Here is a 24,405-nt window from a genome sequence, read left to right as displayed (position 1 = left end):
CATTACGCGTTTATTGTTTTCTTAAAATGTCTAGATTCTCTTCAAAAATTTCTGGTATTGGAGTAGAGAAATGCAGTTCTTTTCCTGTGGTCGGGTGTGTGAAACCTAATGTTTCTGCATGAAGGAACTGTCCATTCCCTTTAAGTGTCTTACGAGGACCATAAAGGGGGTCACCTGCCATAGGATGTTCGATATAATGCATGTGTACTCTAATTTGATGAGTTCTACCCGTCTCAAGAATTAATTTTACCAAGGTAAATTTTTCAAAACGTTCAATGACTTCAAAGTGTGTCACTGATGGTTTACCATTGTCAACTACCGCATATCTTTTACGGTTACTCGTATCTCGTCCGATAGGGGCATCAATGGTCCCTTTTTCGTGATGAATCGTCCCATGTACAAGTGCCACATACTCTCTTTGAGCTTTCTTATCCTTAAGTTGCGCAGATAATTTTTCGTGAGCTTGATCATTTTTTGCGACCATTAATAGTCCCGATGTATCTTTATCAATACGATGAACGATTCCAGGACGAATTTTTCCGTTGATCCCAGACAAGTCTTTTACATGATATAAAAGTGCATTCACTAACGTACCGGAACTGTGACCTATTGAAGGATGAACCACCATTCCTTGAGGTTTATTCACGACTACAACATCTTGATCTTCATAAACGATCTCGATATCAATATTTTCAGGCTGGGCATTAATTTCAACTGGAGCCGGGATAAAGACTTCTATTGCATCTCCTGGTTGAATCTTGTAATTTGCCTTAGATGGTTGATCATTGACAGTTATGCTGCCTTCTTTGATTAATCCTTGAATCTGAGACCGAGAGGCTTCAGGTAGTTTCTCGGCCAGGTATTTATCTAGACGGTCATTAGACTGACCACCTGTAAATGAGTACTGTTCTTCCATTATTTATCAACTGCTTTCTTTTGTTTAAAGGTTTTAATTTCATCTAGTATCAAGTATAAAATCATTAGTCCGACACCAAACGTTAAGGACATATCCGCTACATTAAATATAGGAAACTGAACAAATTCAAGTCTGAACATATCTACTACATATTGATTCAACACCCTATCGATCAAGTTTCCAATGGCTCCTGCTAGCAATAGTGTTAGAGCTGAAGAAAACAAAAAGCTCTGACGCCCTTGTGTGTGTAAAAAATACACAATCACACCAATCACGATGAGCGTGACGATGATAAAGAACCACATTTGACCTTCCAGGATACTCCAGGCTGCACCTGAATTCTGATGGTAGGTAAAAGAAAGAACGTTTGGTATGGCGGTTACTGTTTCATACAAAGAAATGTTTTGTACGGTTAGATATTTCACCAGCTGATCTATTCCTACTATGATCGCTGCTATCACGTAATAAATAATCATGTCGACCTCTTTTCTAATAAATAATACTTTATAATTGTACCTTATTTACGACATAAAAAACACTCGAAATGAAACCTTTTATAGGTTGTTTGCATAGTATGTTGGATATTCTTCCTTAATCTATATGACATTTTCTTTTTAAGAATTGATTATTTTTGTTATACTCGTTTAGTGCCCCGTTTTTTGAATGGGTTAAAGAACGAATATACTTAAAGGAGATTCATGAAATGACTAAGAAAACATATGCTTTAGCCGGTCTAGGACTGACCACACTACTACTAGCAAGTTGTAGTGGAGATAACGTTGAGGAAATACAGTCAGCTGTAGGTGAAATTGATCAAATACATGGAAGTATTGTAGATGAGATAAATGGCTTGAGCGAAGAAGAAATGAATCTTCAAACAACATTTGATGATTCATTAGCGTCAGACGATCAGATGTCTACCTTTGCAGATGGTTCAGCGCCTGTTTTTGAAAATATTACTTCAAGAAGAGATCGCATCGAAACAATCAATACTTTAAGAGAAGACTTCGAGTCTCAAGAAGAAATTATTGCAGATTATGACGGAGACAGTCTTTCTGAAGAAGAACTGAGTGGATTAAACGCTAAAATTGACGAATTTTCTGGACAATTAGGAAGCTTTACATCTAACTACGAATCTTCTCTGACTGCTCAAGAAGACTATTTCACTTCTATCGGAAGTGAAGATGCAACGTATGATACCTTCTCAAATGGCATCACAGAACTAAACGAACAGACTGCAGCTAACAAAGAAGAATTGGTTCAGCTGGATCGTTCATTAGTAGAAGTAAAAGATCATATTACACAGGTTCAAGAAATGATTCAGTCCACAATGACTGAAAACGAATAAGGAGTAAATTAACGATGAAAAATTCTAAATATACCTTTCTACTAGCTTCTGCCCTACTTTTAGCTTCTTGTGGAAACCAAGATGAAGCGACAGATGCTGAAGACCAAAACGCTTCTACTGAGGTAACTGATTCAGCAGACTCAACGAGCGAACAAGCTGAAGAAGATACTAGTGCCGAAACGGATGAAGAAGTTGTTGAGGAAGAACCCGAAGAAGAAGCGGTTACCTTTGAATACGAAGTGAATTCCGGTATTTATACAATTCAACCGTTGGAAGGATCAGAAGCTGATAGTCAAGTCGCTCTACTAACATATGATGATGCTCCTGATAAATATGCACTAGATATTGCGAAGACTTTAGAAGAACATGATGCGCATGCGATTTTCTTTGTCAACGGAATGTATCTTGAAAGTGATGAAGGAAAAGACATGCTGAAAGAGATTCACGATATGGGATTTGAAATTGGGAATCATACACAGACCCACGCTAGTCTCCCAAGCATCAGTGAAGAAAAACAATATGAAGAAATTGTTACGACTAGTGATATGGTTGAAGAAATCACTGGAGAAAGACCAAGATTTTTTAGAGCGCCTTTTGGACAGAATACAGAATACTCCGCCGACCTTGCTCGCGAGCAAGGCATGGAATTGATGAACTGGACATATGGGTATGATTGGGAATCGGATTATATGAATGCTGATGCATTATCAGATATCATGGTCAATACGAATCTACTTGTTCCTGGAGCAAATTTATTGATGCACGACCGTGAATGGACTTTGGAAGCTACACCGTCAATTATTGAAGGATTAAGAGAAAAGGATTACGAAATCGTAGACCCTGCCCTTATTAAATCCGTTGAAAACGAAAGTGAGGATGCAGAATAATGAACTGGAAAAAGAAATTAACTTTAGGTGCTGCTAGTCTAATGACTTTAAGTCTTACGGCAAAAACAGTTTTAGCAGATGGTACAGATGACGTAAACGATATTACTGCTGAAACGGAAACAATTGAAACAACTTACTTGAACGTAACAACGGACCCTATTTTGACAGTACCGACACAATTCCCAAGTCAATTTAAATATGACAGTGGAGTAAATATTGAATATCCCGCAGACGGTGTTAAAGGGATTTTTGTAACAGGTTATTCTGCTGCTGGTGAAAAAATGAATAGTTTAGTGAATATGTTGAACAATACTTCTCTAAATGCAATGGTTGTAGATGTTAAAGATGATCACGGTAGTATGATGATGGAGCTAGATTCAGATAATGATTTAATAACGGAATCTACACAAAATGTAGTAGATCCAACTCAATTAATGGAAACAATGGAAGAAAATGAAATTTATCCTATAGCTCGAATTGTAGTTTTCAAAGATACGCAACTGGCTACAAGTCGACCTGATCTTTCTTTCTTAGACAGCAATGGTGAAGTATGGAAAAATGGACGTGGCGAAAGTTTTGTTAATCCGTACGAACGTGAAGTTTGGGAGTACAACGTTGAGGTTGCCAAACAAGCAGCTAAACTAGGATTCAAAGACATCCAATTTGACTATGTTCGCTTCCCAGAAGGATTTGAGAATCGTGATGAAGAGTTGACCTACTCTCGTGGTGATTATGCTGAAAGTGATCTTGATAACGTTAAGCAACGAGTAGACGCTGTTACAGAATTTGTGGCTTACGCTAAAAAAGAACTTCAAGGATATGATGTAGATGTTTCAGTAGATATCTTTGGTTATGCAGCAACTCAAGAAGAAACACCTGGCATTGGTCAGAACTTCTCTAGAATCTCTGCAAATGTAGATGTCATTTCTTCAATGATTTATCCAAGTCACTGGGGTGTTGGATCACTGGGTATATCTCGACCAGATTTAGAACCTTACCAACTTGTCTCTAACTACATGGAATACGAAAATGAAGTGCTTGGTGCTCTTGGAGAAGATGCTCCAGTATCTAGACCTTGGCTTCAGGATTTCACTGCTTCATATCTTGGTTCAGGATTCTATAAAAATTATGGCGCAAGCGAAGTAGAAGATCAAATTCGTGCTTTAAATGAACACGGTGTAAATGAATTTCTATTATGGAATGCAGGTAACAATTATTCAGAAGGAGCTCAATATAATTTTGAATAAATCTATATAAAAAGCGAAGTCCCGAAATATTTGGGACTTCGCTTTTTTTGTATGTTTAAGGAATTGGAACGATTTCTGTAATATCTAATAAAACAAGATACGTCTCTTTGACCGGTTTCTTCAAGATTGCTTCCAATGCTTGTCGGTAAAGTCTAAGTTGACCACTATATTTCTCTAACATCATTTGTTTGGGGTCTTCAAATCTTTGAATCTGATCTGTTTTGTAATCAAATAAGATCAATCCATCGTCCTCTTCAATATATCCATCAACGATACCATGAATGAGAATTTGGTCTGTCTCCTCTTCCATATCCATAAAGAGCTCGCTTGCTTCAAGAATCAGCGAAAAAGGCACTTCTCTGCGTACGTACTCTGAAAGACCAACTATTTTTTGACCGAAACTTGTTTCAAAGAAACGGACAAGTTGTTCAACTCGAACAAGTGGGGCCATTTCTTCTGATAACACTTCTTTTTCAACAAGAGTCTGAATATGTTCTTCAAGAAATTCTTTTGTTGGTAAAGTATCTATTTTTAAAGATTGTAACACTAAATGCGTTGCCTGCCCTATTTCTGCAGGGCTTGGTTGAAGAACTTCTGATATAAAAGCTGGACGTTCTAGGTTTTCTTCAACGTATCTGTAAGAATTCCTAGGATTTGTGACATCGATTTTCATCATTTGCCCATCATTAGGTTCCTCAAATAACCGTTTAATTTCAGAAACCGATTGGTAACTTGTGGTTAATGTTGCTGTCTCATGTGTATAATTAGATTCAATTAAATGAATGGCTTCATCTACTGCTTTTTTGGTTTCTTTCTTTTCTTCCCATTTAAGTTCTTTGCTTTTAAATGACGTAAACCAATTCGATTTTTCATCCGTTTGAAGATTTTGTAGTTGAGTTTCCAGATCATTCTGATTTTGAAAAGAAACGTTGAATTCAACTGGATGACTAACAATTTCTTTGTTTGCAGAAGGTAACCAGTTTTCATAATCAATACTACCATGCCTTGCTAGGCTCATACCTATCCAGTGCATGTAACTAGAAGCTTGTAAACGGGCGTCTGCTGGTAATACAGTCGCTTGGTGCGCACTGACTGTTCCCCACTCTTTCATAGCAGCTTCTTTATTTTTATAAGAACCGATTAAGAATAACTTTTGTTCAGCTCTGGTTAAGGCAACATAAAGAACGCGCATTTCTTCAGAAAGTAATTTATTTTTTTTGTGATTTTTTAAAACGCGCTCTGGTAATGTTGTGAATCGACCGTTAGGGAAAAGAGCATCCTCTTGTACTTCTTTATATTCCGCACCAACACCGAATTTTTCATCAAAGACATAAGGTTTTTTTAAATCAGTCTGATTGAATCTTTTGGACATATCCAGTACAAATACGACTGGGAATTCAAGACCTTTACTGGCATGAATGGTCATCACTCTAACGGCATCTTCCCAGTCACTAACCACAGAAGGTTCAGCTAGATCTTTGTCTTTTTTCTGCATCTTTTCAATAAAGCGTATAAACTGAAATAATCCCTTGAAACTTGTCTTCTCATAAGCAGCTGCACGCTCGTAAAGTGCGTGTAAGTTGGCTTTTCTTTGCTTACCAGAACTCATGCCTCCAACGTAATGTAGAAAGCCTGTATCTTCGTAGATAGTCCAAATTAATTTAACTATTGGCTGTCTTCTAGATAACTCTCTCCAGCGTTCTAGATTTTCCATAAATTCTATTAATTTTAGTTGTAGTTGTCGATTACTTGGTTCTTTTTCTTCCTGACCAATAAAATCAATTAAGGATTCAAAGTAAGGTGACGTCGTATTCATCAACCGAATTTTTGTTAGGTCAATTTCATTCAAGCCTACTATGGGAGACCTTAAGACCGCGGCCAAAGGAATATCTTGCCATGGGTTATCAATAATATTAAGCAAAGACATCATAATACTAATTTCAGTTGTTCTGAAGTAGTTTTGTGTATCTTTAATGGCTGTAGGTATGCCTAACTGTTTATTGAAAATATCTTGAATCACAAGATTATTCTTTTTAGTTGGTGTCAGTAAAACAATATCCTTGTAAGTTAGCTGCCTATTTTGCTTAGTTTTCTTGTCGTAAATCTGAAAACCTGACTGCATAAGGTCTAATATTTTCTCTCCAACCATTAACAGTTCACCTTCAGCTTTTGAATCGATCTGGAAAGCTTCGGAAACATCCTCAAAGTCTGTCATTTCTTCACTTTGATTTTCACTGTCATCTGTATTTTTTTCATAGATAAGCACTTCTGTCTCACACTGAAGTTCCTTTGGAAAAGCATGGAAGCCTTGTTTTAAACGAGCAGATTTATCATATGCTAAATTCCCTACTTCTTTATCCATTAATTGCGTGAAAATATAATTTGTGAAGTCCAGGACGTGATGATTTGAACGAAAATTCTCCGCTAGAATAATGCGTTCACCTTCTTCTCCGGATTCGTAGCGCTCATATTTTTCGATAAACAAATCAGGATCAGCTAAACGAAAAGCATAGATAGATTGCTTAACATCGCCTACCATGAATTGATTGCCATGGGTTTTAGAATCGCTGGTTAACCATCTCAAAAGACTTTCCTGAAGAAAGTTAATGTCTTGATATTCATCGACCATGACTTCTTTAAAACAACTTCGGTAGTAATCAGAAGCTTCAGAAGGTCCAATTGTTCCATCTTCCGTTTTTTTGGTTAATATCTGGAATGTGAGATGCTCTAGATCATTGAAATCCAGTAGTCGACGATCATATTTGTGGCTCTGGAAAGCATCTGAAAAAAGTCCAGTAACTCTTGCCATTTCCTCTACGAGTGTGTTGACGGAACCCATTAATTCAATTTGTTTTGAGATCGGAACACTGAAGAATTCTTCTTTCAGACGATTATAAACCGATTTATACTGATCTCTAAAAGCTTTCATCTCACTGGCTGCTTCTTTAACTTCGTCTGGAGTTGTTTTTTTTCTAGGAGCAGACCATGTCTGAAATTTAAACGTTTCTAATATTTGATAAGTCTCTTCCAATTGACCGTTCATTATGTTTTTTTGAACTTCTTTGAAGTGGTTTTTCTCTGCTTCTAGTGTAGCGATGACTTTGGATAGTTCTTCATCTCCGTTGCTGATCATCAAAGCATTTTCATTAAGTTCGATAAACAGATCGACCATTTGAAGCATTTGAGGTCTAGCTAGTTTTTCAAAGAGCTGACTTTTTTCTAATTTACCTTCTTCGATTGTATAAAGTCGTGTAAGTTCTTCTAGCCATTTTTTCGGATCTGGATTTGACCTTGAAAAATTATAGAGGGAAAAAATGAGTTCTGTTAACCCATCATCCGAACGATCATTGGAATAAGTAGCTGCTAGTGTCTTGAACAGTGTTCCTTCCTCGCCGTAGAGTTCTTCCCTTAAATCATCCCACACATCTTCTTTCATTAGAATGTTTTCAGTATCATCTGTCAACATTCTAAATACGGGGTCTAAATCGATTAGATAATAAAATCTTCTAATCACTTTCAGACAGAAAGCGTGTAAGGTAGAAATATTTGCTTGATTCAGTAACGGCAGCTGACGAACTAGATGCTGCTGGAGCTGTGTATCTTTTGTATCACTGATTTCTTTTTGGATAGCAACTTGAATACGTTCCTTCATTTCTTTTGCAGCAGCGTTGGTATACGTCACGACAAGTAACTCATCAACACTGACCCCATTCTTTATTTTTTCGATCACTCTCTGTACAAGAACGGTCGTTTTTCCAGAACCAGCTGAGGCTGAGATCAATAGATTTTTCCCTTCGTCATGGATAGAACGCCACTGACTGTCCGTAAACAAGCTAGACTCAGTTTTTTTCGGTAAGATCTTCATTAAATAGACTCCTCTCCTGGAATAATCAATTTATTAGAAATTCGGTGAATCAATTCTTTTTTATCCGGAATATCTTCAAAATGACGATAATTATTTTCTTCAAGTAAAACGTCAAACTGTGAAATAGCTTTATAAGGACCACTTACAGAGGGTGTAAATTGTCTTTTTTCAATAAAAGGCATCAACATATTTTTACCGGTTAGAATCTGGTTCCCTGCATCCACAATCAATTTTCGATTATGCTTCATTAGAAGATCCAGTTCTTCAGTTGTGATCAGACCTCTCCCTTTAAGGGTCCCATTCTTTAACTGGTTGATTGGATAGACAAGAGAATGGCTACCGGCTTCAAGTGTTAAATCTAGATTACTTAAAACTTCTTCATCGTTGATCGCAAGTCCATTCAATTTGAATTCTTTTAATAATGCACTCATCCACTCTTCTTCATTTGCTTCTTTAGACTTGAGATAAGGGTTCTTTACTTGTGCATAGAAAGCACCAGCGGGCTTGGCTTGTTGACCTAATAATACTGGGGAAAATTCAACAGCTGTATCCAGATAAGTGATCATCTGCATCATTAAACCATAGAAAAGTTCATCATATTTGAAAGAATGCTGACTAGATTTATAATCCACTATGCTCAAATACAAGTTATGATCTACTTCCATTGTATCAAGGCGATCGATCTTACCACGTACGTGGATTTGACCACCGTTATTCAAAGGGAAAGCCAATCCTGGAATGCCACTAGTATTACCGATTCGGCCGAATTGAATTTCAGATTTTTTAGGGGTTGAATGACTACGTTTATTTTGTTTACTAATCGCCCACATCATTCTCTTTACCGTTTTACCTAATTGATCCCTTATGAACTGCATTCTATTAGACATCGAAAGTAATCGGAACTGATTTTTTTCGTAAAGTTCGTTTAGAGCCTCATCTGTTAATCTAGCAAGTGTTTTGTCATCGAGATCCTTAACGTTTAAATCTCGAGATACAATCAGTTTAAAGATAGAATCCAACGCATCATGGAAGAAATTACCGGTTTCAGTAGGTGTCAGTTCTTGAATAGAACGCTCTTTTAACCGAAGACCATATTGCAAGAAATGACTGTAAGGATCAAGGTAGAAACTTTCTAACTGCGAGACAGAAAGGTAAAGGTCTTTCCCGTAAAGCTGTTCAGCCAAGTCATTAGTCAATGGTACCGGAATATTTTTATGATCTAAACTGCTAAATACTCTGTTCTCAAAAAAGCTTTCTTTATCTCGAAGCTTTTCATATAAACTGAGCCAAAATACATTAGGTAGTGTATCTTGATCGATACCTTCTCTTAGGATGGTATTTAATTGACCAATCGTTTGTTTTCTAGAACCTATAAAAGGCATAATTTTATTGAAATCTTGATCATAGATTAAGTGACTGTCAGCAAGTTTCGATTGAATAGGTACAGATAGATAATCGGCTATTCTTTGAATATAAGGACTAATGCGATTATCAGTACCACTTTCTTGTTTAACTGGAAAGCTAAAAATCAGCTTATCTGAAGCATTCATAAAAGCTCTGTAGGCTGCTAACGGTTCAGAAGCCATCATCGATTGAGTGGCTGGAGAAAGGAAACGATCCATTGGTAAGACAGATTGAATCTTTTCTCGATCTTCATCGGTCAAGATGGAGTCATTTTCACGATTCATTGGCAATACTTGATCAGTCATTCCCAGAATGAAAACCACTTTTTTCGTACGGACACGTTCTTTATCGAAACTGGTCAGCATTACTTGATCGATGCTCGGCGGTACAATACTATAAGTCGCTTGTTCAAATCCCGTTTCTAATATCGTTAGAAACGAATCGATCGACCATTCTTCGTCCCCCAGCACATCGACAAATTCATCTAGCATGTTCATGAATGTGCCCCAAACTTGTTCATGTTTCCGCGCTTCTACAAGGTCTCCGCTTTCTAGTGACTGATCGCGCCAGAACAGAATTTGATTATCTATACCGTTATTGACTAGAAATTGATAAAGAAGTCTTGCTGCATCACGATTGGTCTTAACTTTTTGGACTCGTTTAAAAAAAGGGAGTAAGGTTTCTCTTACAATCACTCTCACTTTATTAGCAATTGCTTGAGTTTGTTTGTCTGAATCCAACTGTTCTTCCATATCTTCAATCTGAAAGCGAGCATAAATCCATTCCTTATCCCTAGTCCATGCTGATCCTTCATAACCATAAGCGAGCATGACATTCTCTGTCAGATCCACTTCTCTTCGCCAATCTGAATGAGCTTGCTTCAAGTAAGGGATTCGAAGCTCTACATCCTTTGGTATAGTCGTATTTTTTAAATGTGGTACAAATAATTCAGTTCTTAAAAAGCGCATCACATCTTCATATCTCCAATTTCTCTTGAAGATCAGTAAGAGACTTTGTATGAGCTCAACAAGTGGATGACCGGACATTGTATCTGCTTCATCAATAAAGAGTGAAATATCATTTTCCTGAAACGTCGGTTCAATGACTGTCTTATAGGACTCGATGGCTCGACTCATAATCATAATATCTTTATATCGATACCCTTCTTGCAAAACCATTTTTCTAATTCTATTGGCTACATGAAGTATTTCAGCTTGCTTTGTTTCTGCACCCCAAATTTCAATACACTCATCCATTTCAATCCTTTGATCAGGGATTCTGATAGCTGAGCCAATAGAACTTTTAACCCAGAAATCTTCTAAATGATTGATTTCTTCACATCTATGATCACTCACCTCTGTTAGCAAGCGATCGTTCAAAACCGGCAAACGTTCCTGCAAAGCATGCTGATAGAGTCGGTAGTAAGTCATACCTGTTTCATAGAATAAGTGTGTCAGTTCTGGGGGTTCAACTGCGTATTTCTGATCAAGAACGAGTGAAATAACAACATTTTTGCAAGACCGAATCAATTCTATCAGGAGTTCTTGTTCTTGAGCTGAGAAATTTTGGTAGTGATTAATATAAATCGTCGTATTAGACATATCTCGCGTTTTGATTTCTTCAATCAAGACTTTAATGATATCTTCTTTTTCGATATATTGGTTTATCAGTTGCTCATTGAATGACTGAAATAATAACTGAATATCTGCAATCTTTTGTTTGAAATCATTACCTCTAGTAGCATCCATTTCTTCAGAGCCAGATAACTTTTCTAAATCTTCGATATTGATTCGTCCATTTCTCATTTCCATGAAAAGCGAAGTCAGCTTTTCAATAAATCCCTGCTGTGTGCTTTCGCCTCTGAATATACTGAGAGAGGTCTCATTATCTTTAACAAGCTTTCTTACAAGCATAGAAAGTCCGGTTTCTGTTAATTGAGTCTGATTATATACCGCATTATCCTGTAAAAAATACCAGGCTAAACGACTAATACTAAACACTTGAAGGTTGATCATACCTGTGTAGTCTTTTGGATTCTCTTGAAGGCTTTTTAAGTATTGAAGTACGGTGATTTCCGTCTCGAACTTGATATGATCGGGTACGAGATAAAATACTTGGGCAGTAGAATCTTGATCCATGATTTTTTTCATCTCGCTGATCAAAGCCGTTTCTTTCTCAGTATGTGCTCTTCCAATAACAAATTGAAGACTCATGCAATACTCCTTTCTAATCTCTGAATGGTAAAAAGAAAGACAGATACCTTTTTGACAAGATACCTATCTCTTTTGATAACCTTATTTTGTACTAGTCAATTTAATGATTTCAATAATGACATCCGTTGCTTTTTCCATACTTTCTACCGCAACAAATTCGTAACGACCGTGGAAGTTTTCTCCTCCAGCGAACAAATTTGGAGTTGGTAGTCCCATAAATGAAATTTTAGAACCGTCTGTTCCACCTCGAATCGGTTTAACGTCTGGTTCAATACCTAAGTTACGCATAGCTTCATCAGCGATTTCGACTGAACGCATGTCTTTTTCAATGATTTCTCTCATATTATAATACTGATCTTTCAACGTTAAAGTGATTCTTTTTTGGTCAAAACGTTTATTCAGCTCTTCAACGATAGAAGTCAGTTTCTGTTTCTTTTTCTCGAATAATTCACGACTGTGATCACGTATAATATAACCCATCTTAGCTTCTTCGACAGTACCTTCGATTCCTAAAAGATGATAAAATCCATTTCTACCGTCTGTTTTTTCAGGTACTTCTTCTTGTGGAAGTAAAGTATCTAATTCAACAGCTAATTTTAATGCATTGACCATAGTGTCTTTAGCTGTACCTGGATGAACGTTCTTACCTTGGATAAACAACTCTGCAGAGGCTGCATTAAAACTTTCATATTCAAGTTCACCAACAGGTCCGCCGTCTACAGTATAAGCGAAGTCAGCTGCAAAGTGATCCGTATCGAACAAGTCAGCTCCAGTGCCGATTTCTTCATCTGGACCAAAAGCGATTCTGACTTTACCATGTTCGATTTCAGGGTGATTCAATAAGTATTCTACAGCACCGATAATTTCTACGATACCTGATTTGTCATCAGAACCGAGTAATGTATTTCCATCAGTTGTAATTAACGTCTGGCCTACATAGTTTTTCATATTTGGAAAATCTTCTGGTGATAAGACAATAGACTTTTCTTCGTTTAAAACGATTTTTTGTCCATCGTAATTTTCATGGAATTGAGGTTGGATATTTTCGGCATTAAAATCTGCGGTATCAATATGTGCAATAAATCCAACAGTTGGAACATCTTTATCCGTATTCGTTTCTAAAGAGGCTGTTACAAAGCCGTTTTTCTCATTGAATTCAATTTCGCTTAGGCCAATTTCTTTTAAGTCTTCCATAAGCATTTTTGAAAAATCAATTTGTGACTGTGTAGATGGAACAGTCGCGCTTGATTCATCAGAGCGCGTATTGATTTTTACATATTTGATAAAACGATCAACTAATTGACTAGACATTTTTTCATTCCTCCAGATTGATTATAGGATTTATTTTACACTATTTCGAGTTTAAATACTTTCAATTATTTGAAATCAAAAACATCTTTTTGAGAAGACGCTTCAATGATTTCAAGATCCCACTCTAACGAATCTTTCCATGTATTGAGTACTTCAGACATTTTTGAAATAAAAATCGATTCAATAAAATGTCCAGGGTCAATGACATCCATTCCATCTCTTAACATATCTTGCGCTCCATGGTAAGAGACATCTCCAGTAATGAATAAAGTGACACCTTTTCTTTGAGCTTCTTTATAGTAGTCTTCTCCAGAACCACCAAATATAGCGACTTTTTTATGTTTTCTTGAGAGATCATAGCTACTATATCTTAAGTGATCAACATTAAAAGCAGATTTTACTGATGAAATCATTTCTTCAGTCGTCTGGTTCATTGTTCCAATCCTACCGTAACCAAATGTTTGTTTTTGGTTTTCAATCGTATACAAATCAAAAACAGGTTCTTCATAAGGATGTGCTTGAACAAGAGACTGTAAGATAGCTGACGTTTTATCTTCTGGAAACATCATTTCAATCCTGACTTCATCGACAGACTTCTGCTGATTGATCTCGCCTCTATTTGGTTCTGCTCCTTCCTGGGGTGTGAAATGACCTGTTCCAGCTATATCATAAGAAACATCTTTGTAGGCTCCCACTTCGCCTGCACCTGCAGCATGTATAGCTTGTCGAACCGTTTCAGATGAATCTTTAGGAACGAATACTGCGATTTTTTTATAAGCTGCCTCATATACTTCAGAAACAATCTCTCTTTCTTTAGGAAAATTCAAAGCATCCGCAAGCCACTCATTCATTCCGTATTCAGCGGCATCTATATTTGTATGAGCAGAGTACACCGCGATATCAGACTGAATTAATTGAATAAATTCTTTTCGACGACTATCTTCATCATTCAAAGTTTTCAAAGATTTAAAGATAGCGGGATGATGCGTCAAAATAAGGTCAACTACATGACTTTCAGCTTCTTTAATGGTATGTGCATCTACGTCTAGGGCAATGAGCACTTTCTTGACAACCGTTTCTTTTGAACCAAACGATAATCCGATAGGGTCCCAGTTTTCCGCTAAGTGAGGCGGTGCAAATCGTTCCATCTCATGTATGATATCTTGGACTTGGACCTCTTTCACTGAATCGTCTCCTTTATGATCGTAATTTCTTTGTTGATTTTAGCTTGTTTGTCGGTATCTGGTTGCGCAGACTTGTTTAGTTGAGCAAGAATATAATGAAGCTTATCTAACTCTTGAAGCCACTTTTTCTTAAATACAGCAGTTTTATTTGATAAAAGAAAAAGACCAAAAGTTAATTCGTGGTCGGTGTACGTGACACTTTCAGAACTTGGTTCAGCAACGATAATCTCGTAAATCTTATCATTTTCTTCTACGATTTCTTCAGCTATTATTTTATAGCTTTGATTCATTAAAAAGGTGCGCAAAGTTTTTTCACCGACATTTGGTTGAAGAACTAAAGTCTCTGTTCTACTAAGTTTTTTCTGAGACAGACCTCTATCTAAAATATCTCTGATTAGAGCACCGCCCATTCCACAGATAGAAATGGCTGTGATCTGATCATCTAACTGAATGACTTCTACTCCATCTCCAAATCTAACCTCAATTTGATTTTCAAGATTTCTTAGTTTCACTTCATTCAATGCTTTTTCAAAAGGTCCTTTAACAACCTCTCCAGCAACGGCAAAAGAAATCGCTTTACGTTGCACTAATGCACATGGAAGATAGGCATGATCAGAACCGATATCTGCTAACCTCGCATTTTCTGGTATATAGGCCGCTACACGCTCTAGTCGTTTTGATAATTGTACAGATTCCATCGGGCACCTCTTCTAGTTTCTTATACTCTAAAGTACAGTCATTTATGTAAGTTTTAAAACCACTTTTAAAAAAGAAAACCCGCGAGGGTCAATTGACCACTCACAGGTTATTCAGAGTCTTTTTTCAGAAAATTATTCAGAATCTTCTTTAGATTCACCGATAACTTCTGGTTCAGGCATTTCGTCTGAAGTTTCAGTAGTTTCTTCTTCAACTGCATCTGGAGCTGAGATAGAAACAACTGTTGAGTCAGCGTCAGTTAATAATGTCGTTTCAGCATCTAACTCGATATCGCCAGCAGAAATGCTGTCACCGATAGTCATTTTAGAAACATCTACAGTATATTCTGAAGGTGCACTAGCAGGAGCTACGTCAACTTCTAATTCAGAGATTGATTGAGAAACATATCCCTCAGCAATTTCTTCTTCACCAGTGATGTAAACTGGAATTGACATTGTAACTTTTTGTCCTTTAGTGAACGCAAGTAAGTCAACGTGGAACAAGATTGGCTTGATTGCTGCAGATTTTTGTTCTTTAACGAATACTTGGTAAGTTTCGCCTTCAACATCTACTTCAAAAACTCCATTTGATCCAACTTCACGAAGCGTATCTTGTAATTCTTTCTGGTTAAGCAATACAGAAACTGTATCTACGTCTTTACCATAGATTGCTGCTGGTACTTTACCTTCACTTCTTGCTTTCTTTGATGCTGATGTACCTGTTTCAGTACGTTTAGTAGCTGTAATTTTCATTATATTTCACCTTCCAAATTATATTATAAGTAATTAACTTATGATATTTCTATGCATTAACATAAGTATTATACCAAATTCCGCAACGTAATACAAAAACAAAAGTCGTTTTAGCGTGAAATGCATGAAAAAAAGACAGAAACCGCTAAAACAGCAGCTTCTATCTCATCAAATTTTCAGATTATTCTAAAAAGTCTTTCAATTGTTTCGAACGACTCGGGTGGCGTAATTTTCTCAAAGCCTTAGCTTCGATCTGTCTGATACGTTCTCTGGTTACGCCAAATACTTTACCAACATCTTCAAGCGTTCTTTGACGGCCATCATCTAGACCAAATCTTAATCGCAATACATTTTCTTCACGATCAGTTAATGTATCTAATACATCTTCCAATTCACTTTTCAGCAATTCATATGCAGCGTTATCTGAAGGACTTGTAGCTTCATTATCTTCAATAAAATCACCTAGATGAGAATCATCTTCTTCACCGATTGGTGTTTCAAGAGATACTGGTTCTTGAGAGATTTTAAGGATATCTCGTACTTTTTCAGTAGGAAGGTCCATCTCTGCTCCAATTTCCTCAGGAGTCGGTTCACGTCCAAGATCCTGAAGTAGTTGACGCTGAATACGAACAAGTTTATTAATGGTTTCTACCATATGAACAGGAATTCGAATCGTTCTAGCTTGATCGGCAATCGCACGGGTTATAGCTTGACGAATCCACCATGTAGCATAAGTTGAGAATTTAAATCCTTTTTCATAATCGAATTTTTCTACAGCTTTCATTAGCCCCATGTTACCTTCTTGAATCAAATCAAGGAAACTCATCCCTCTACCGACGTAACGTTTCGCAATAGATACAACTAAACGCAAGTTAGCTTCTGCTAACTCTTGCTTAGCGATAATATCACCTGTTTCGATTCGTTTAGCTAGAGCAATCTCTTCTTTAGCGCTTAAAAGATCCACTCTACCAATTTCTTTAAGGTACATTCTGACCGGGTCATTGATTTTAACACCCGGTGGCGCAATCATTTCTTCTTTTTTAGCTTCTTCAACAATCTCTTCTTCTTTATCTAATTGTTTAGCTAATGGATTACCGTCTTCGTCAACGACTCCAATACCTTCGTCTTCGATTTTTTGAATCAATTCATCCATTTGATTTTTTTCAAGTTCAAAAGGTTCTGCCAGTTTGTCAGTCAATTCAACATAAGAAATGGTTTGATCCATTTTTTTCTTTGTTTCTTTGATAACGGCTTTGACAGCTGCTTCGTAAGTTTTATTTGATTGGTCTTTAAGTTCTTCCTTTTTTTTGGCCATAGAATGGTGTGCCTCCTGATTTACGCTTCTTTTACAGCTTTTAGCTGACGATTAATATTGATAATTTCTATTGTTAAAGAGGTCTGTTTTTGCTTGTCACCAGTACGCTCAGCTTCTTTTAATTCTTCTCGCTTTAATTGAAGCTTTGTGACTAGCGGTGATCGATTGGATAAAACGTCTATATAGTCCTCGATTTCTCCTGGAACAAGTTCTTCCCCAAGGTCCATCCAAAAAATTTCAGTGGCTTTCTTTTTGTGTTCTGAATCTTTTATGAAATCCAGAAAGGCTTCTACATTGTGCTCACCTTTCTCCTTGAAATAAGATTCATATAAGAGATAGAGGATTTGGTAATGCTCATCCGGAAATGTAAAATCATAAGAAAGCCCCTGTAGTATATACCATACCTCATCATGATAGAAAAGTCTATTTAACAGCATCTTTTCCGCTTGTTCAACGGTCGTTTTCTTTATCTTGTTCTGTCGTGTGACTTGAAGCGAACTCGGTTCACTTTTTCGCTCCGCTTGTTGTTTTTTAAGTTCTTTTGTTCTGGATTTTTGTGTTTCCATTAAATATTGCTGGAATTGTTCTTTTAACGTATCTTGAGATACTTTAAATTCTTGAGATAACTGATTGAAATAGAGTTCTCTTTCAACCGGTGAGTTGACTACAGTCATTTCTTTTAACACTTTTTCAATATAAGATAACCGTTCGCTTTCGTTCTTTAAATTGATTCCTGAGCGAAAGTATTTCATCAGAAAACTCATAAACGTATCTCGCCCGTGTAGTAAAAACTCTTTGTAAGCTTCTTTTCCTCTGGAGCTAATATAATCATCAGGATCCAGTTTCTCAGGAAAACTCGCAATATCTATATCAAAGTGTGTCTGTTCCAGAAAATACTCAGTAGCTCTTTTCGTAGCATCCAAGCCTGCTTGATCACCATCGTAAGCAATGACCACTTTATCCGTCACTCGATCCATTAACTGAATCTGTTCGTTTGTCAAACTCGTTCCCATAGAAGCTATTCCATTTTTTACTCCTGCCTGCCAGGAAGAAATAACGTCCATAAACCCTTCAAAAAGATACACTTCACTTTCTCGCCTTATACTCGCTCTCGCTTTATCGTAATTAAATAAAACGCGTCTCTTATTAAAGATTTCCGTTTCAGGGCTGTTGACATACTTAGCTGAATGAAAAGGTTTCTCAGAAGTGTTCTGATGGGTAGGATCTTCAAATATCCTACCCGAGAAAGCAACGGTGTTTCCTTTATCATCTCTAATTGGAAACAGAATTCTGCCAGAAAATCGATCTAATAGCTGACCATCATCTCGGTCAGAGAATAAACCCGTTTGCGGGAAAAGGGCATGCTCCAAGTCTTCTTGATTATCTAGATACAATTTCAAAGCATTTCTTTGAGGAGGAGAAAACCCTAGCTTGAATTCTACTATAGTTTCCTTTTCCATCCCTCGATCAATCAAGTAGTTGTATGCTGCTTCCCCGACTTGAGTATTCATAAGAACATGGTGATAAAATTCCTGAGTCTTTTCGTAGATTGCAAGAAGTTTACCATAGCGACTATCTCCACTTGGCCGAGACTGATGCGCCTGTTCTATAATCTGCTCATCAATATGAACTTCAGCAATTTCTGCAGATTTTATGACGGCTTCAGGAAAAGACACGCCTTCAATTTCTTGTATAAAAGAAAAGACATTTCCACCTCTGCCACAACTGAAGCAGTGAAAGATTTGTTTCTTTTCGTTTACTGAAAATGAGGGCGTCTTATCATCATGGAAGGGACAATGGGCAAAATGATTCTGCCCGGATTTTTTTAATTGAACATACTGTGAAACAACATCGACGATATCAGACTCTTCTCTAATCTGAGTGATCGTTTCCTCTGGAATACGGACCATAAACGGTGACCTCCCTTCACAAGTTATTCAAAATCGCACATAATTTATTCAAAGTACTGAACACATTTAGCCTATTTTAATCAACCAATAGTATATCATAGATGACTAAAAAAGCAAATTCCTTCTGTATAGAAAAGAATTTGCTCAATAGATTATATTTATTAAATCATTAACCGATTAATAGTTTTTTTGATCACTTTTGTATTTTTTTAGATAAGTTAAGTACTCGGTCCCCCATCGATTTCCAAATAAACTGAGCTATTAAAAAATCAACCATACTATGAACGATCGTTCCAACGCCCACTAATAAAAATACGACATAGAAAAACCCTTCGGTGTAAGCTGTCCCTGGAAGAATCCCGAAAAAGAATAATGAAACGATTATCATCTCGGCCCCACCATGTAAAATACCTATTCCAAAAGAGAAAGCTGTACTCTTAGCTGGAGAACTTAAAATCTCTTCTCTACGGTTATATAAAATTTTAGCTCCGATATAGGCAAAAACAACATGACTCAATGCTCTTAACACAATCACAATCGGAAAACTAGCTAATAAAAAGCCGACAGCAGAGCCAATCGATACGGCGACAGCAATCCCTGGAGAAAAAAACATTGCTAAGAATATAGGTACGTGACTGGCTAACGTGAACGAAGCCGGTTCAATCAATATTCTAACGGGCATGACCATAGGAATTACAATAGCGATTGCAGTCAGTAACGCGCTAACTGTTAATTTTAATGTATTTGTTTTTTTTATCATAAACACTCCTTTTTTTACACCTAAACTTTACATGTGTCTTTACACTATATAAGTATAATGAATTTAGGAGAAATTACAATACTTTTATTTATAAAGAATCTTTTTGTGCTCTAGCGTAGCAATAATTTTTTCGATTGTTGCTTCATCTTTAGCTGAAATGGTATGACTATGCAGGCCATTTGTTAGATCCGCTAGCATAGTGGTCTTGTTTTTTTGTATCTCCTGCAAGAAGTCATCTGCTTCCAACCGACTAGAGATATTAAGTCCTCCAATCAGTTCTCCATATATTGGATGTTCTACAATCACATCTATAATTTGCCCACCGTAATCAACGACTGTATACAATTCTTCCTGAGTTTGCTCGTAGTGATGCTGACACACAATTCTTTTCTTAAGAACAGGCTGTTCATTTCGTTTTGTATATCCTCTAGGGGTAGACAGGATCTCTTGTCCTTCGGCTCTTAATAATGCAATATCTCCAACGATTACTTGACGGCTGACCTTATACATTTCAGCCAACTTTCTCGCTACGATCGGCTGTTCTGATTCTGAAAGAGTAGAAAGAATACGCTCTCTTCTTAACTCCGCATCCATAGAATTCTCCTTTTGATAAAGATGGTTTATAATAAGTCTAGTTTATATAAAAAAAAGCACTTTTAACAAGTGCTTTTTTTATCAGATAGTACTACTTACTCAGCAAACTGAGCATCATAGAGACGTTTGTAAGCACCATTTAGTGCCATCAGTTGTTCATGAGACCCCTCTTCTTCAATTCCATTCGTTGTAACGACTACAATACGGTCTGCGTTTTTGATTGTTGCCAGTCTGTGGGCAATAATCAGCGTAGTACGTCCTTCTGAAAGAGAATCGAGCGCTTCTTGAATCGCTTGTTCAGTCTCGGTATCAAGTGCTGAAGTGGCTTCATCTAATATGAGAATAGGAGGATTTTTAAGGAACATTCTAGCGATTGAAAGACGCTGTTTCTGTCCTCCGGATAACTTGACGCCTCGTTCACCAATAACTGTATTTAACCCATTTGGAAGTGAAGCAACAACTTCTTCTAAATTTGCGAGTTTGACGGCCGTTCTAACTTGTTCATCATTTGCATTTAAATCTCCATAAAGAATGTTATCTTTGATTGAACCAGGGAATAAGAAAACATCCTGTTGAACAACGCCGATTTGTTCTCTAAGAGACTGAACCGTCAAATCATGAATATTGTGACCATCTACTTCAATACTTCCAGAATCAATTTCATAGAATCTAGGAAGTAAATTACAAATGGTTGTCTTTCCTGCCCCACTGGGTCCAACAAAAGCGACCGTTTCCCCTGCTTTTATGGATAAATTGACTTTATCAAGAATCGGACTATTTTCTTCATAACCAAAAGTTACATCTGTATAGTCTATATTTCCAACTAAAGAATCTACTGCGACGGCGTTAGGAGAATTTTGGATCTCAGGTTCTATAGCCAGCTCATCTTGAAGTCTTTTAAATCCAGCAATTCCTTTAGGGTAACTTTCAATCATGATATTGACTCTTTCAATTGGACGCACAAGCACGTTGGCAAATAATATAAATGCGACAAAGTCTCCATACGTTAGTTCTCCTTGTATTGTATAGTAAGCACCGAAGAACATGGCGAACAAAGTGATTAGGCGCATCAAAAGATAATTGTAGGAACTACTCAGTCCCATCATTTTATAGAATAGATATTTTGACTTTTTATATGTTGTATTCAAAACTTTGAATCGCTCATCTTCGAAATCTTCATTTGCGAAAGCTTGTACAACTCTAATCCCACCGACAGAGGCTGAGATACCGGCACTAAAGCCAGCTAAATCATCGTAGATACGATTGTTTACGCTGGTCATTTTTTTATTAAAGAATATAACCGCTAAGGCGATGAGCGGCACGAGCAAGAACGTCATGATTGCTAAGCGTACGTGTACCGTAAGCATTAGTCCAAAAGCACCAAGTAAAGTGAAAATGGTAATAAAAATATCTTCAGGCCCATGATGAGCAAGCTCAGCGATTTCAAATAAGTCAGAAGTCAGTCTAGTAATCAACTTCCCAGTTTCTCTGTTATCAAAATATTTAAAAGATTGCTTTTGAATATGCTTGTAAAGATCCTGACGCATATCGGTTTCAATATTGGTTCCCAGTCGGTGACCGTAATACGTCACAATAAATTGCAAAAATGTATTCATAACATAAATAGATAATAATCCTATAGAGACCCAGACGATAGTCGGCCACTCTTCTGTCGGTAAAATTGTATCAATGACTCTTTGAACGATAATCGGAAAAGCTAATTCGAGAACGGCTACGATTATTGCTGAAGAAAAGTCTAATGTAAATAACCATTTGTACGGTTTATAATAGCTGAAAAATTTTTTTAACACTAAATAAATGCCCCCATTATTCTTCTATATGATCTTTAATACTGACATCAAGCAGAACAAGCTTCTCATTCAACTTGTCCTACCCTGTCAGATTCAACTTATTTGATGAGTAATTGTGTAGTGTCTGCAAAAGTGATCGATAAATCATTAATCATTTTCAATAAAGACAATCGATTTTGCTTAACGGCTTCATCATCAGTCATGACCATGTTTTCTTCGAAAAAGGTGTCGATAAATGTACTTAAAGACTTGAGCGCTTCGTATCGCTCATCTGCTTGTTTGGATTCCATGAATCGATCCGCAGTTGATGTGGCTTTTTCAAATAAAGTTTTTTCAGAAGCTGTATCCAGCAAGGCTTGATCAACAAGTCCGTTTGGATCTGCTTTTTGCGCCAGATTAGAAACACGGTTAAGTGATTCTATGATTGATTTATAATCTGAGTCATCTTTTTTAAGGTTCAATACAGAAGCCGTATCCATCAATAGTACAATATCTGCTTGATCAGCATTTAATACAGCTTGTCTGATGTCATAGGCAATGACAGATTGATCACTACTATCAGATTGCATTAACTGATCCATACGGTCTTTAAGGAACTGAAGTAAAATCGTTTGATTTTGTGCAATTCCAGCTTTCAGTTCTACATTTAGTGGTAATTGTTCTTCAATTTTAGTCATGACTTCTGCGATTGAGAAATGACGTGAAGACTGTTCAATCATTTTAACAATCCCCATTGCTTGTCTTCTCAAAGCGAATGGATCATTGGAGCCTGATGGAATTTGACCAATTGCGAAAAACATCATTAAAGTATCTAGTTTATCAGCTAAAGAAAGAACGGTACCTACTTTAGTAGCTGGAACATTTCCTGTAGCCGAAGTCGGAAGATACTGTTCAGCAATTGCCGCACAAACGAATTCGTCTTCTCCTTTTTCTTTAGCTAAAATCGCACCGATTTTACCTTGAAGTTTTGTAAATTCAACAACTGTACTGGAGACTAGATCGAACTTGAAAAATGCTCCCGCTCTTTCCAAAGCTGATTTTTCGTCAGAAGACAATTCAAATTGTTCTGAAAGGATTTGTGCAATTAATGAAACACGTTTTTGTTTATCATACATAGAACCTAGTTTTTCATGGAACGAAACGCGCTTCAGTTTGTCCACAAATTCTTCGATAGGAACTTTCTGATCTTCTTCATAAAAGAATTTAGCATCGGCCAGTCTTGCATCGAGCACTTTTTCATTTCCTTTGATGACAGTTTCAATGTGATCAGCTGATCCGTTACGGATTCCAATGAAGTTCGGAAGAAAGGCCTGAGAGGCATCTTCTTTGCGAACAGGGAAATATCTCTGGTGATCAGCCATCGAAACTTCTAAAGCAACTTCAGGCACTTTCAAATAGTCTTTGTCAAAAGAACCTGAGAAAGCTGTTGGATATTCTACTAGGTCAGTGACCTCATCCAGTAATTCCTTGTTATCTAAAGGTACTTTCCAACCATTCTCAGAACATAGTGCAGTAATCTGTTTCTCAATCATGCCTTGACGCTTTTCTCTGTCAGCAATAACATATTGATTTTCTAAAGCCGTTTCATAAGCGTCAGCATTTTCAATTGTAATGGCTTCTCCTAAGAAACGATGTCCTTTAGTGTTCTGACCTGCTTCGATGCCGAAAACAGTGATGGGTAAAACTTCTTGATCAAGTAAAGCCACTAGCCAGTGTAGTGGGCGAATAAATTTATAAGTATGCGTACTCCATTTCATACTTACTGGGAAAGTTAAGGAAGTGATGGTAGTTGGTAAGTCTGCCAAAATTTCAGCAGCCGTTTTTCCTTTTGTAAATTTCTCTACGTAAATGTACTCAACACCTTTAACTTCTTTGAACACAATATCGTCTGTTGAAGCACCTTGACCATGAGTAAAACCAATCGCTGCTTTGGACCAGTTTCCTTCAGCATCTTGAGCGATTTTTTTAGCGGGTCCTTTAACCAATTGCTTGTCATCGGGCTGCATTTCAGCTAGCTCTTCGATCATAATAGCCAGTCTTCTAGGAGTAGAATAGGTCTTGATTTCTTTGAAATCCAAGTTTGCTTCCTCAAGGTAAGCCTGAACTTTATCTTTTAATTGTTCAACAGCAGGTTTGATCACCTTCGCTGGCATTTCTTCTAAACCGAGTTCAAGTAAAAATGTATGTGGCAT

At 37.0% G+C, this 24,405-nt stretch carries 17 protein-coding genes; 3 read left to right on the top strand and 14 right to left on the bottom strand.

The features are described from left to right. Positions 1–10 precede the first annotated feature (10 nt). A complete protein-coding gene (locus tag LG377_RS07130; RefSeq protein WP_225743986.1) occupies positions 11–916 on the bottom strand; it encodes an RluA family pseudouridine synthase in 906 nt (301 codons plus the stop codon). After that, a complete protein-coding gene (gene lspA, locus LG377_RS07125; RefSeq protein WP_225743985.1) occupies positions 916–1,392 on the bottom strand; it encodes a signal peptidase II in 477 nt (158 codons plus the stop codon). The genes LG377_RS07130 and lspA overlap by 1 nt, the downstream gene beginning before the upstream one ends. 227 nt (positions 1,393–1,619) lie before the next feature. Between lspA and LG377_RS07120 the strand changes: the two genes are divergently transcribed. Genes LG377_RS07120 through LG377_RS07110 form a run of 3 tightly spaced genes read left to right on the top strand, consistent with a single transcriptional unit; the run spans position 1,620 to position 4,398 of the window. Further along, the gene (locus LG377_RS07120; RefSeq protein ID WP_225743984.1) at positions 1,620–2,264 is read left to right on the top strand and encodes a YkyA family protein; all 645 of its coding nucleotides are present in this window, start codon (positions 1,620–1,622) and stop codon (positions 2,262–2,264) included. 14 nt (positions 2,265–2,278) lie between these two features. Continuing rightward, the gene (locus tag LG377_RS07115) at positions 2,279–3,151 is read left to right on the top strand and encodes a polysaccharide deacetylase family protein (RefSeq protein WP_225743983.1); all 873 of its coding nucleotides are present in this window, start codon (positions 2,279–2,281) and stop codon (positions 3,149–3,151) included. After that, complete coding sequence (locus LG377_RS07110; protein WP_225743982.1) at positions 3,151–4,398, top strand: putative glycoside hydrolase; 1,248 nt, start codon at positions 3,151–3,153, stop codon at positions 4,396–4,398. The genes LG377_RS07115 and LG377_RS07110 overlap by 1 nt, the downstream gene beginning before the upstream one ends. Before the next feature lie 55 nt (positions 4,399–4,453). On the opposite strand, the gene addA is transcribed toward LG377_RS07110, so the two are convergent. The 12 genes from addA to glyS form a co-directional block, all read right to left on the bottom strand. Continuing rightward, positions 4,454–8,263 carry a helicase-exonuclease AddAB subunit AddA gene (addA, locus tag LG377_RS07105; RefSeq protein ID WP_225743981.1) on the bottom strand — a complete coding sequence of 1,270 codons (3,810 nt, stop codon included), beginning with the start codon at positions 8,261–8,263 and terminating at the stop codon, positions 4,454–4,456. After that, the gene (locus LG377_RS07100; RefSeq protein ID WP_225743980.1) at positions 8,263–11,880 is read right to left on the bottom strand and encodes a PD-(D/E)XK nuclease family protein; all 3,618 of its coding nucleotides are present in this window, start codon (positions 11,878–11,880) and stop codon (positions 8,263–8,265) included. Before LG377_RS07100 ends, addA begins: the two co-directional genes overlap by 1 nt. Positions 11,881–11,961: 81 nt before the next feature. After that, positions 11,962–13,191, bottom strand: a complete 1,230-nt coding sequence (gene pepT, locus LG377_RS07095; RefSeq protein ID WP_225743979.1) for a peptidase T — start codon at positions 13,189–13,191, stop codon at positions 11,962–11,964. Positions 13,192–13,256: 65 nt separating this feature from the next. Continuing rightward, the gene (locus LG377_RS07090; protein ID WP_225743978.1) at positions 13,257–14,375 is read right to left on the bottom strand and encodes a Nif3-like dinuclear metal center hexameric protein; all 1,119 of its coding nucleotides are present in this window, start codon (positions 14,373–14,375) and stop codon (positions 13,257–13,259) included. After that, complete coding sequence (locus LG377_RS07085; RefSeq protein ID WP_225743977.1) at positions 14,372–15,073, bottom strand: tRNA (adenine(22)-N(1))-methyltransferase TrmK; 702 nt, start codon at positions 15,071–15,073, stop codon at positions 14,372–14,374. Before LG377_RS07085 ends, LG377_RS07090 begins: the two co-directional genes overlap by 4 nt. Before the next feature lie 132 nt (positions 15,074–15,205). Further along, a complete protein-coding gene (locus LG377_RS07080) occupies positions 15,206–15,823 on the bottom strand; it encodes a 50S ribosomal protein L25 (protein WP_225743976.1) in 618 nt (205 codons plus the stop codon). A gap of 181 nt (positions 15,824–16,004) precedes the next feature. Further along, positions 16,005–17,138, bottom strand: a complete 1,134-nt coding sequence (rpoD, locus tag LG377_RS07075; protein ID WP_225743975.1) for an RNA polymerase sigma factor RpoD — start codon at positions 17,136–17,138, stop codon at positions 16,005–16,007. A gap of 20 nt (positions 17,139–17,158) precedes the next feature. Further along, a complete protein-coding gene (dnaG, locus tag LG377_RS07070; RefSeq protein WP_225743974.1) occupies positions 17,159–19,048 on the bottom strand; it encodes a DNA primase in 1,890 nt (629 codons plus the stop codon). A 193-nt stretch (positions 19,049–19,241) separates the two neighbouring features. Continuing rightward, positions 19,242–19,808, bottom strand: coding sequence for a hypothetical protein (locus tag LG377_RS07065; protein WP_225743973.1), 567 nt, complete (start codon positions 19,806–19,808; stop codon positions 19,242–19,244). 84 nt (positions 19,809–19,892) lie between these two features. Next, positions 19,893–20,402, bottom strand: a complete 510-nt coding sequence (locus LG377_RS07060) for a transcription repressor NadR (RefSeq protein ID WP_225743972.1) — start codon at positions 20,400–20,402, stop codon at positions 19,893–19,895. A gap of 95 nt (positions 20,403–20,497) precedes the next feature. Next, on the bottom strand, positions 20,498–22,213 hold the full coding sequence (locus LG377_RS07055; RefSeq protein ID WP_225743971.1) for an ABC transporter ATP-binding protein: 1,716 nt from the start codon (positions 22,211–22,213) through the stop codon (positions 20,498–20,500). Positions 22,214–22,311: 98 nt separating this feature from the next. Continuing rightward, positions 22,312–24,405, bottom strand: coding sequence for a glycine--tRNA ligase subunit beta (glyS, locus tag LG377_RS07050; RefSeq protein WP_225743970.1), 2,094 nt, complete (start codon positions 24,403–24,405; stop codon positions 22,312–22,314).

Source organism: Marinilactibacillus sp. Marseille-P9653 (genome assembly GCF_916618885.1).
Classification (GTDB): domain Bacteria; phylum Bacillota; class Bacilli; order Lactobacillales; family Carnobacteriaceae_A; genus Marinilactibacillus.
Note: the sequence above shows the minus strand (reverse complement) of the source record. Positions and strands in the feature narration are given on the sequence as shown.

Coding starts and splice junctions, on each gene's coding strand:
- LG377_RS07130 (WP_225743986.1), bottom strand. CDS start 916: ATGGAAGAACAGTACTCATTTACAGGTGGTCAGTCTAATGACCGTCTA.
- LG377_RS07080 (WP_225743976.1), bottom strand. CDS start 15,823: ATGAAAATTACAGCTACTAAACGTACTGAAACAGGTACATCAGCATCA.
- pepT (WP_225743979.1), bottom strand. CDS start 13,191: ATGTCTAGTCAATTAGTTGATCGTTTTATCAAATATGTAAAAATCAAT.
- LG377_RS07085 (WP_225743977.1), bottom strand. CDS start 15,073: ATGGAATCTGTACAATTATCAAAACGACTAGAGCGTGTAGCGGCCTAT.
- lspA (WP_225743985.1), bottom strand. CDS start 1,392: ATGATTATTTATTACGTGATAGCAGCGATCATAGTAGGAATAGATCAG.
- LG377_RS07060 (WP_225743972.1), bottom strand. CDS start 20,402: ATGGATGCGGAGTTAAGAAGAGAGCGTATTCTTTCTACTCTTTCAGAA.
- dnaG (WP_225743974.1), bottom strand. CDS start 19,048: ATGGTCCGTATTCCAGAGGAAACGATCACTCAGATTAGAGAAGAGTCT.
- LG377_RS07110 (WP_225743982.1), top strand. CDS start 3,151: ATGAACTGGAAAAAGAAATTAACTTTAGGTGCTGCTAGTCTAATGACT.
- glyS (WP_225743970.1), bottom strand. CDS start 24,405: ATGCCACATACATTTTTACTTGAACTCGGTTTAGAAGAAATGCCAGCG.
- LG377_RS07120 (WP_225743984.1), top strand. CDS start 1,620: ATGACTAAGAAAACATATGCTTTAGCCGGTCTAGGACTGACCACACTA.
- LG377_RS07100 (WP_225743980.1), bottom strand. CDS start 11,880: ATGAGTCTTCAATTTGTTATTGGAAGAGCACATACTGAGAAAGAAACG.
- LG377_RS07065 (WP_225743973.1), bottom strand. CDS start 19,808: ATGATAAAAAAAACAAATACATTAAAATTAACAGTTAGCGCGTTACTG.
- addA (WP_225743981.1), bottom strand. CDS start 8,263: ATGAAGATCTTACCGAAAAAAACTGAGTCTAGCTTGTTTACGGACAGT.
- rpoD (WP_225743975.1), bottom strand. CDS start 17,138: ATGGCCAAAAAAAAGGAAGAACTTAAAGACCAATCAAATAAAACTTAC.
- LG377_RS07115 (WP_225743983.1), top strand. CDS start 2,279: ATGAAAAATTCTAAATATACCTTTCTACTAGCTTCTGCCCTACTTTTA.